2 protein-coding genes and 1 pseudogene are annotated in these 10,522 nt (G+C 46.8%); 1 reads left to right on the top strand and 2 read right to left on the bottom strand.

Annotated features, from left to right (window positions below):
* Both QUA00_RS34855 and QUA00_RS34850 read right to left on the bottom strand, forming a co-directional pair.
* Nucleotides 1–3,105: DUF4347 domain-containing protein (locus QUA00_RS34855; protein ID WP_333413076.1), on the bottom strand; the 3,105-nt coding region annotated here is incomplete at its 3' end.
* A gap of 321 nt (nucleotides 3,106–3,426) precedes the next feature.
* Complete coding sequence (locus tag QUA00_RS34850) at nucleotides 3,427–7,467, bottom strand: CHAT domain-containing protein (RefSeq protein ID WP_445305782.1); 4,041 nt, start codon at nucleotides 7,465–7,467, stop codon at nucleotides 3,427–3,429.
* A 567-nt stretch (nucleotides 7,468–8,034) separates the two neighbouring features.
* Between QUA00_RS34850 and QUA00_RS34845 the strand changes: the two are divergent.
* A pseudogene (locus tag QUA00_RS34845) lies at nucleotides 8,035–10,449 on the top strand (ATP-binding protein); the annotation flags it as partial.
* Between the last annotated feature and the right edge of the window lie 73 nt (nucleotides 10,450–10,522).

Below are 10,522 nucleotides of genomic sequence, written 5' to 3'. Positions count from 1 at the left end.
AGTTGTTGTCGGAGTCGGAGTTGTTGTCGGAGTCGGAGTTGTTGTCGGAGTCGGAGTTGTTGTCGGAGTCGGAGTTGTTGTCGGAGTCGGAGTTGTTGTCGGAGTCGGAGTTGTTGTCGGAGTCGGAGTTGTTGTCGGAGTCGGAGTTGTTGTCGGAGTCGGAGTTGTTGTCGGAGTCGGAGTTGTTGTCGGAGTCGGAGTTGTTGTCGGAGTCGGAGTTGTTGTCGGAGTCGGAGTTGTTGTCGGAGTCGGAGTTGTTGTCGGAGTCGGAGTTGTTGTCGGAGTCGGAGTTGTTGTCGGAGTCGGAGTTGTTGTCGGAGTCGGAGTTGGCGTTGGTGTTGGCGCAGTGTCGTTATCAGTAATAGCGACGCTAACAGTCGAAATTGTGATGCCGTTATAATTAACATCGCTACTGGTAGAAGTAGGCGCGATCGCACCTGTATGATTTCCTTCAACTAAATTATCGTCAACAGCAACAACCGCAACAGTTTGAGCAACATTCCAATTAGTGCTGTCAAAATTTATCGACGAAATCGGATTAATTTGACTGCCTGTATCAAAGCTAATCGTAACAGGTGCAGTCGGCTGAGTATTTAACTTAACACTGTAACTTCCAGTTGCACCGCCTTCAGTCGCAGTCGTGGTGGTAGTGTTAAGGGTGAAACCTGCGGTGTCATCATTAGTGACAGTTGTTGCGGCCGCATCAGCGGTAATAGTAGGAGTTGAACCTGGTGCGACAGGATTAGACAAGGTGAGGGTAACAGTTTCGTCAGGTTCGATCGCACTGTCGCCTAATACATCGAGAGTAATCGTTTTGGATGTCTCACCAGTGGCGAAATTGATCGTGCCAGTCGTACCCGTTGCCCCAGAAGTGCCACCGATATTGTTGTAATCGCTGACGTTGGTAGCAGTTCCCGCGATCGCATAATTGACGCTACTCGCTACACCAGCACCGCCGCTACGAGTCACCGTAAAAGTTAGAGGAGTTGTGCCGCTATTACCTTCAGGAATGCTGGCAGTACCAGCGGCGACGGCATAAGAAACAGTACCGTTAGCAGCAATAGTTAGTGTGGTTTGAGTCGTTGTACCTGCAACCCCACCAGTAATTGTGCCAAAGTTGAGAATTGCGGTTTCGGCGTTTTCAGCTATGTTGTCAGGTTTGATAGTAACTGCAACATTTTGGGTGAGTGCGGCACCTGTTGCACCTGCGGGGAATGTAATCGAGGTAGGCGAAAAGGCGTAGTCGGAATTTTCGGTGGCTGTGCTACTAGGGTCGATGATAATTGGTACAACTACATCACTGAAAGGTGTGCCACCGCTGATGGTGATGGGGATATTAACTACTGTGTCTGTTGTTCCTTCTGTACCGCTGTAAGTGGCAGCCCCGAAATTAACTGTATTGGGTGTATTTAGCAGCACAGAAACGTTGTCTGAACCGTTGTTCGCTACTGCCAAATCCGGGAGAGTGTCAGCATTAAAGTTGCCTGAAATAAGGGAAGTTGGATCTGTCCCCGCAGCAAAGTTAATGGGTGCACTAAAACCGCCACTGCCATTGCCTACTAAAATTGTAGCGCCGCCGGTGCCTCCTACTGCTAAGTCAAGTTGGCCATCTCTGCTAAAGTCATTCGCAACAATGCCTTGCAGCCCTGTCCCGGCGCTAAAATTAGTGACTGCACCAAAGCTGCCCGTGCCATTTCCCAAGAGAATTGAAACATTGTTAGATCCGTTGTTAGCTGTGGCCAAGTCGAGGTAAGTGTCTCCGTTAAAGTCCCCAGTGGCTATCGAATTTGGATTTTGCCCAGCGCCAAAATTAGTAGCTGCACCAAAGCCGCCAGTGCCATTCGCTAAAAAAACAGAAATGGTGTTAGATAAACTGTTCGGTACAGCTAAATCGGAAAAAGTATCCCCGTTAAAGTCCCCGACAGCCATGAAAGCCGGCAATGACTGCACCGTTAAGTTGGTACTGAAATTCAATGCCCCGCTGCCACTGCTATTTGCCAGCAAAATTGTGACAGTGCCAGAGGTACTGCCAGGGCTTGCATTGACTACTGCTACGTCTGAAAAGTTATCAGCGTTAAACTTCCCAACTGCAACCGAGATAGGGGATACTCCTGTAGGATATGGAGTGGGGCTGCCAAAACCGCCCGTACCATTTCCTAGGAAAATTGAGAGGGCGCCACCACTGCCGCTACCTACTACTGCCAAGTCAGGGAAATTATCGTTGTTAAAATTGCCGATCGCGATCGATGTGGGACTTGACACCGCCAAGGTAGGAATAGGCGCGGGATTAAAGCCACCAGTCCCATTTCCTAACAGGATGGAAACAGTGTCAGATCCTTGGTTTGTTACAGCTAAATCAGGTTGGCCATCGACGTTAAAATCCCCGGTAGCAATACCGTAGGGATTTGTCCCCACGCCAAAGTTTGTTGCAGCGCCGAAAGTTGAGAGAACATACTCGTAAGCTGCTAATACTTCGGGTTCAAATACTAGCGGTGTTTTAATTTCTCCGGTTCTCACTTCTAATTCCCAGTCGCCGCCTTTTGCAGCACTTCCCGTCAGCTTTTTGGAAGCTGCAACCGACGCGCCAGTTAACTCACTCAGGCGTTGGAGGAATTGGTTAGGTTTTGTGGGCTTTGTAGCACTTTCAACTGGGCGGTTAAAACCGCTACTACACAAACTAAACCCGCCTGCGCGGGTTGAAATTCCATAGTCCGCGCACCATCCGGACTTTGTTTGTATAGCCGCGAATTCTATTCGCCGGGGCTGATTAACAGCCGCGACATTACACCCGTAGAGGAGAATATCGGCACCGGGAATTAATGCTTTGCGCCACTGTTTGAGTTGAGGGCCGAAGCTTTCTATGTTGCTGCTGTTGAGTGTATTTACACCGAGATGTACTGCACCTGGACTACCGTGAGAGATGATGTGGATTGCTTCTATATTTTGTTCAATTGCTAGCCTTTCGGTAATTTGCTCAATGCCATCCCGCGTTTCATCTAGGATAATTACCTCAGCATTTGGGGAAATGCCGCTAATTAAACTCTGGTAATTTTCAACAGTTGAGTCAATAAAAACTAGATTTGAAATATTTTTTTGCTGTATCATTATGCAACCTCTTTAATTGTTAAACTTTATAGATTTCACTAAAATATAACTTACAGCAAATTCCACCTTTATGAAGTAGCCCCGCCTATCGTTCTATCCCCGTAGGGACACTCCAAAAGCCCATTAGTGTCAACTTAAGCTCAAACCCAGTCAGAGACTGTTGTTTGACTATTAAATCTCGATCCCCCCTAGCCCCCCTTAAGAAGGGGGGGATAAGAGTCTTATCAAAGTCCCCCTTCTTAAGGGGGATTTAGGGGGATCGAGATATGTGCAACTTCACATTAAATTGGTATTACGATTGCTTTGTTCCTCGCAATGACATTACCAAGGACTCCCAATCATCGTGAAGGCAGACCAATAATAAGGATGGGAGAGATTTTCATTAGTCAGTTGAGCTAATTCTGGCGGTAATTCTAACTGCTTATTTAAGTTTGACAAAATTAAACGACCATTTTTAATGCGAACTTGACCTTTGATCATGGCGATTTGAGCTTGCCGTAAGGCTTCGGCTTTAATCGGCGCGACCTTTAACTGATGGTAAAATTCAGCCATTAACCCTAAAGTACCTTCATCGCTGACATACCAAAGACTCGCCAAAACTGACTTCACCCCCGCTTGCACAGCTAACCCCGCAAAACCTAATTCGGTGTCATCATCACCCACAGCAGTTTGGCAAGCGCTCAACACCAATAGCTCAACTTTAGGTGGCTGATTCCACCCTAGTTGCCGCACGCGATCGAGTGTTAACCTGCTATCTGATAACTGAATGTAAGAATTGCTCGGTGATCCTGGGTTAAAGTATCCGTGAGTGGCGAGGTGAATAATCCCATAGGGTCTGTCTTTGCGCTGTGACCTAAGATTGTTGAGAGTAAAGGTTTGGTTGAGGAAGGATTCGCCTTTCCATTCGGAGGCAATAGCGTTAAGTTCTGCAGGCACTGCTGGCAAGGGTGGGTTATTAGTAAATTGTGAGGCTCCCATTGCTAAAACTTCAGCATTTTTAACACTTGCATAGCTAGTATCGGTTAAGTTGACGCTGGGAATGAGTCCGATGCTGTACTTTTCTACTAGAAATTGAGAACCGTCATGGAGGGCGGCTAAGGGGAGCAATCGCAACCCTGCATCCATACTAAAAACTAGCGTATCGATGCCCTGAGCTTTCAAATCAGCTTCCAAGGGCGCAATTATCCACTGGTAAAGTTGTTGGGATGCTGGCAAATAGCTCTCAGTATTGATGTTTCTGGAAGTAGTGAGTTCAGAGCTGAAATTGGCTGCGACTTGCATCAAAGTTTCGCGTCGGGCGGCGGGGATGGCTTTATGAATAGGGATGCCGCTAGGGGGGACTACGATCAGGTCTAATTGTTCAGGGCGGGAGAAGGCGTAGATAATGGCTGGTTTTTTACCAGTTTGGCTGGCGATGATTCTAGTTCTTTTCTGTATGGCCGTAAAAGATTGCAAATCGCGCCTGATTTCCTGATTAATGTATGAACCCACTTGTTCACTGTAGAAGATATCGATAAAGAAAATGGCTTGTGGGATATCGCCTCTATCGATTAGCCGTGTGATATCGCTGCGGCTAACTATATTTAGAGGCGATGCCGTTTGGACAATTTCGCTTACCCAATCGGATCTGTAGTTAAAAAGAGATTCAATTCTATTAATGATATTCAAATTGCCAGATTGAGCGATCGCATTGGTAATTGAAATATCCGGTAATGTCGTTTGTTCTGATATTGGAGATGGTGTTTGTTCTGATATTGGAGATGGTGTTTGTTCTGATATTGGAGATGGTGTTTGTTCTGATATTGGAGGTGGTGTTGAAGATGGTGTTGGTGGTGGTGTTGAAGATGGTGTTGGTGCTGGTGTTGAGGATGGTGTTGGTGGTGGTGTTGAAGATGGTGTTGGTGATGGTGTTGGTGATGGTGTTGGTGATGGTGTTGGAGATGGTGTTGGTGGTGGTGTTGAAGATGGTGTTGGAGATGGTGTTGGAGATGGTGTTGGAGATGGTGTTGGAGATGGTGTTGGTTCCGGCGTTGGTAGTGGGGTTGGAGAAGGTGTTGGAGATGGTGTCGGTTCCGGCGTTGGTAGTGGGGTTGGAGAAGGTGTCGGTTGTGGTGTCGGTTCCGGCGTTGGTAGTGGGGTTGGAGATGGTGTCGGTTGTGGTGTCGGTTGTGGTGTCGGTTGTGGTGTAGGTTCCGGTGTTGGAGATGGTGTTGGTTCCGGCGTTGGTTCCGGTGTTGGTTCCGGTGTTGGAGATGGTGTTGGTTCCGGTGTTGGAGATGGTGTTGGTTCCGGTGTCGGTTCCGGCGTTGGTTCCGGCGTTGGTTCCGGTGTTGGAGATGGTGTTGGTTCCGGTGTCGGTTCCGGCGTTGGTTCCGGCGTTGGTTCCGGTGTCGGTTCCGGTGTCGGCGATGGTGTTGGTTCCGGTGTTGGAGATGGCGCGGAAGAACTGATCGCAATATTGCCCTGAGTGTAAGTGCTGGGCGGCACTGGCACCGGGAATTGTGGCGAAATAGTCTCCGAACCTGATGTAATGGCTCCCGCCGTCCCATTCGTTGTCGCATCGCCGACAATAAAAGGTGTAGTCGTGCCCCCCGCGTGGCGAAGAGTAATCGCGCCGCCACCCGTGCCATTAGCGCTGGAAATGCTCGCATTTACACCGCTGCTATCTGTAAAAGTGCCGCTGACTGTGAGAAGATTGCCAGCCGTGAGGTCAATACTGCCGCCAGTAGACTGAAGAGTGCCTGTAACGGCGATGTCGCTGGCAGCTTGGAGAGTAATATTACCCCCAGAAGTGGCGATCGCATCCAACGCAATGTCCCCTGCTGATTCCAAAATCACAGGCCCGCCTACTGTCGAAATCGCTCCCACTCCGATGCTATTGCCCGAAGCAACACCCGGTGAAGCAAAAAATGTCTCCCCTTCGGTGACATTCGGCGGCAAATTGGCAGCATTCGCCAAAGTCGAAACGCCCGATCGCAAAATTAAAGCTGCACTACCTGAAAGCACCGCCGCATCTGGATCGGCGGAACCTGACAAAGTAGTATCTGGCCCATTGATGGTAATATCTCCCGCCGCGATCGCGCCTTTTGCTTCTACCTTAAGTGAGGTTCCAGTATAATCCCCAAATCTCACATCTCCATCCGAGCTAATAATCGGGTCGTACAAACTCACAAAACTGGCGCCGTTGCCAGACAATGTGAGAATAGAAAAATTACCACGCGCAGCGAAGTGAGCATCACCCGAAACATTGCCATTGCTAAATAATGTGATATCCCCGGAGGATTGGAATGCAGGGTTAGGGTAATTTAGGGCGAAGATATCAATATTTTGATTACCTTGTATAGTAAGATTGCCGCCTGCGATCGCCCTGAAAGGATAACTGCCATCCCTCACCCGCACCGTATCTCCTGCCAACAGAAACAAATTGTTCTCAGTAAGTAGCTGGCTTTCTACCAAAGTGAGATTACGTGCAGCCGAGAGTGTAGCATTCTGACTATTAACAGTAGAACTAGCGATCGCCACATCCCCGCTTTCCACCCTCAAACCCGCCGTCAAAACCACTTCTCCTGCACCGTTAACGGAGACGCCAGTAGCAGAGTTCTCACCTGCGCCAGCAAGCAATTGCGGAAGAGACAAAGGCAGAGATAATTGCCCATTCTGTGCCAACAATCCCCCGTCAACAACCCCAATTTCTAAACTTAATAAATGCCCTTCTTGACTAATACGAACAGCATTTTTACCGGGGACAGCAGCGACAATAATATTACCTTGGGGAGCATGGAGAGAACCCGTGCTGACGACAGTACCGCCGATTAAAGTTATACTTTGTCCCGGCACAACAGCTAAATTACCTGCATTGACGATACTTCCCGGTTGGCTGAGATTAAAGTAAAAAGTGTTGGGAGTTCCTATCAGCTTACTGTAATCATTCGCTCCAGCCACATTGAAGAAACCGGAATCAAAACCGATGTTAGTAGCAGTAGTAGCTGTAAAGGCTGCCGGAAGATTCAAGCTAGCATTAGGGCCAAAGATAATGCCCGAAGGATTTATTAAAAACAGGTTGGAATTGCCGCCACTTACTTGAATTAAACCATTAATAATAGAAGGATTCCCGCCTACTACCCGACCCATAATGTTGCGAATAGCGGGATTAGAGATAAAATTAGCAATCTGCCCTTCGCTAAGCCCAAACTGTTGAAAACTGTGGAAAAGATTGGCTCCATCTCTAGAAGTTTGGCCGCCTGTAATATTCAAGCGATCGCCGTCGGGTGTGACAGTAGTGCCAGTGTCATTGGGTGCAGGAACAATGGGTTGTGCTTGTACCACCGCTGTACTGACAATAGTGGCTGCGCTCGCTAGCATTGCAGCACCATGTATAGAAAAGAAGGCTAGTTTCATTAGCTTTTAGCTGGCAGAGCACGTATCGGACAATTATAACTTTAAGGTATTGGCCGCTCAGTGCGGTCAACAGCGGCGTAGACTTAGCGATTAAGAACCTCGTCACCATCAGGGCGGTTGCTATACATAAAACCCAAATTCTGCACCCTCAAATGTCACGATCGGTTTTTACTTAGTTTTAGCCAGCAATAAAGCTATGATTTATAGTTTTTTACCGTAGATTGACTGATAAAAAACGTTTTAAAGCCATAATTTATTACTTTAAAAATAGAGTTTCATGCGTAATTATGCTGTGTCACAGCCCAGGCTGCGTAATGTGGGCTGAAAATCAAAGCAAAAGTGCGATCGACTGTTGAGGCATCCTACAAATTAGGCGATCGCGATCGGGGCTACCACAAAGTATTTGCAGGCTGGTACCGGAAAAACTAAACATTTGTTACAAAAAGAATTTTTTTTCCTTTCTAACGCGCTATTGTATACAGAAAGCTGCTGCGTTTTGAGTTAGCTTTAATTTTTACCATAAAAATCAATATGCTCTCTATTCCAGGCGTTGCTGTCCAGACGCTGCTTTACGAAAGTGTCAACTCTCTGGTTTACCGGGCGATTCGGGAAGCAGATCAAGAGCCAATTATCCTCAAACTGCTCAAAGAAAGCTACCCCACACCTCAAGAATTGGTGCGCTACCGCACCGAATACCGCATCACCCAAGAGCTAAAAGAGCCGGGAGTCATACAAGTTTATGACTTGCAAAAATACCAAAATAGCCTCGTGATGTTTGTGGAGGACTTTGGCGGGGAATCCTTGACAATTTGGATGCAGCAGCCCTCCTTTACTCTAGAGGAATTTTTGCAAATTGCGATCGCCACCACGGAAGCATTAGGGCAAATTCACAGCGCCAATATTATCCACAAAGATATTAACCCCTCGAATATTGTTTACAACCCGGAAACGAAACAATTAAAAATTATTGACTTTGGCATTTCCACTCAGCTAACCAGAGAAACACCGATACTGAAAAACCCCGGCATTCTGGAAGGAACCCTTGCATACATCTCACCAGAACAAACTGGTAGGATGAATCGCTCTATCGATTACCGTACTGACTTTTACTCCCTCGGCGTTACCTTCTACGAATTGCTGACAGGAAAATTGCCTTTTGAGACAGAAGAGGCTTTAGAGCTAGTTCACTGCCATATTGCCAGACAACCAGTTCCGCCGCACGAAATCGAGACACAAATTCCCGTAATTATGTCTCAAATTCTCAGTAAATTGATGGCTAAAAATGCGGAAAACCGCTATCAAACAGCAGGGGGGATAAAGCACGATCTAGAAATGTGTCTGGTTCAAGTACAAGCAACGGGTAACATTGAGCAGTTTGCCTTGGGAACGCGGGATATTACCGACCGTTTTTTAATTACCGAAAAGCTTTACGGTAGGGAAATGGAAGTTTCTCATCTATTAGCAGCCTTTGAAGGAGTCAGTACAGGTAGCGCCGAAATGATGTTGGTGGCTGGCTTATCGGGAATTGGTAAAACCGCAGTAGTGAACGAAGTCCATAAGCCTATAGCCCGACAAGGAGGCTATTTTATTAAAGGCAAATACGACCAATTCCAGCGCAATATCCCCTTCAGTGCATTTGTGCAAGCATTTCGGCAATTGATGGGGAAGTTATTATCAGAATCCGAGGCTCATTTACAAACATGGAAAACCAAGATTCTGACAGCAGTAGGCGAGAGCGGGCAAGTGCTGATTGAGGTGATTCCTGAGTTAGAACGCATTATTGGCGCTCAAAATCCTGCACTAGAATTGTCGGGAAGTGCCGCCCAAAATCGCTTTAATCTGTTGATGCAAAAGTTTGTGCAAGTATTTACTACTGCCTCACATCCCTTAGTGATATTTTTGGATGATTTACAGTGGGCGGATTCAGCATCTCTGAAATTGTTACAACTATTGATGGAAAATACAGGGCATCTATTGGTGTTGGGTGCTTATCGGGATAATGAAGTGTCACCTGTTCATCCGTTTATGTTAACAGTGGATGAGATTGTGAAGTCTGGGGCAGCAGTGAATACGATTACCCTGCAACCGTTGAGTTTAGCAGATCTCAATCAGTTGGTAGCAGATACGCTGATTTGTGATTTATCTTTTGCTCAACCTTTGACAGAATTGGTTTATGAAAAAACTCAAGGAAATCCCTTTTTCTCTACTCAATTCCTCAAGGCGTTGCATGAAGATGGGCTGATTATTTTTGACCGCCCTCAATCCCTTCTTAGTAAGGGGGGCAGTCAAGGGGGGTGGCAGTGCGATATTGCTCAAGTTAGACTTACCCACGCCTCGGATGTGGTGGAGTTTATGGCGGTGCAATTGCAGAAGTTGCCGAAAGAAACTCAGGATGTTCTAAAATTGGCGGCTTGCATTGGGGCGCAGTTTGATTTAGATACATTAGCAGTAGTCAGCGAAGAAGTACCCGATCCAACGGGATCAGTGCTATGGAAAGCCTTGCTTGAAGGACTCATTTTAGTGATGGCAGAAGGCTATAACTTGATTCAAGCAGATGCTCAATCCCCTCCTGGGTCTGTTGCTAATCCAACTTATAAGTTCTTGCACGATCGCGTTCAGCAAGCGGCTTATTCATTGATTCCCAACGACCAAAAACAAGCCACTCATCTCAAAATTGGGCAGTTACTGCTACAAAAATCCTCGGATATTGAAAAAGAAGAAAAACTCTTTGATATTGTGGGGCATTTGAATCAAGGAATTGAGTTAATCCATCAACTAAGCGAACGAGAAGCCTTAGCCCTACTCAACTTAGAAGCGGGAGGTAAGGCCAGAAGTTCTACCGCCTACGCAGCCGCAATGGTCTATCTGCAAACAGGAATTGAGCTACTGACAGTCAACTGCTGGCAAAGTCAGTATGAATTGACCCTGAATCTCTATATTGCTGCAGGGTAAGCTCATCTAATTTAGTATAAATTGTACTTGACAAAAAGACAAATATAAAAAATGTGGTATTTACGTA

Origin of the sequence: Microcoleus sp. T2B6 (genome assembly GCF_036700475.1) — a bacterium.
GTDB lineage: Bacteria > Cyanobacteriota > Cyanobacteriia > Cyanobacteriales > Microcoleaceae > Microcoleus.
This window is presented reverse-complemented; position numbering and strand designations above follow the sequence as displayed.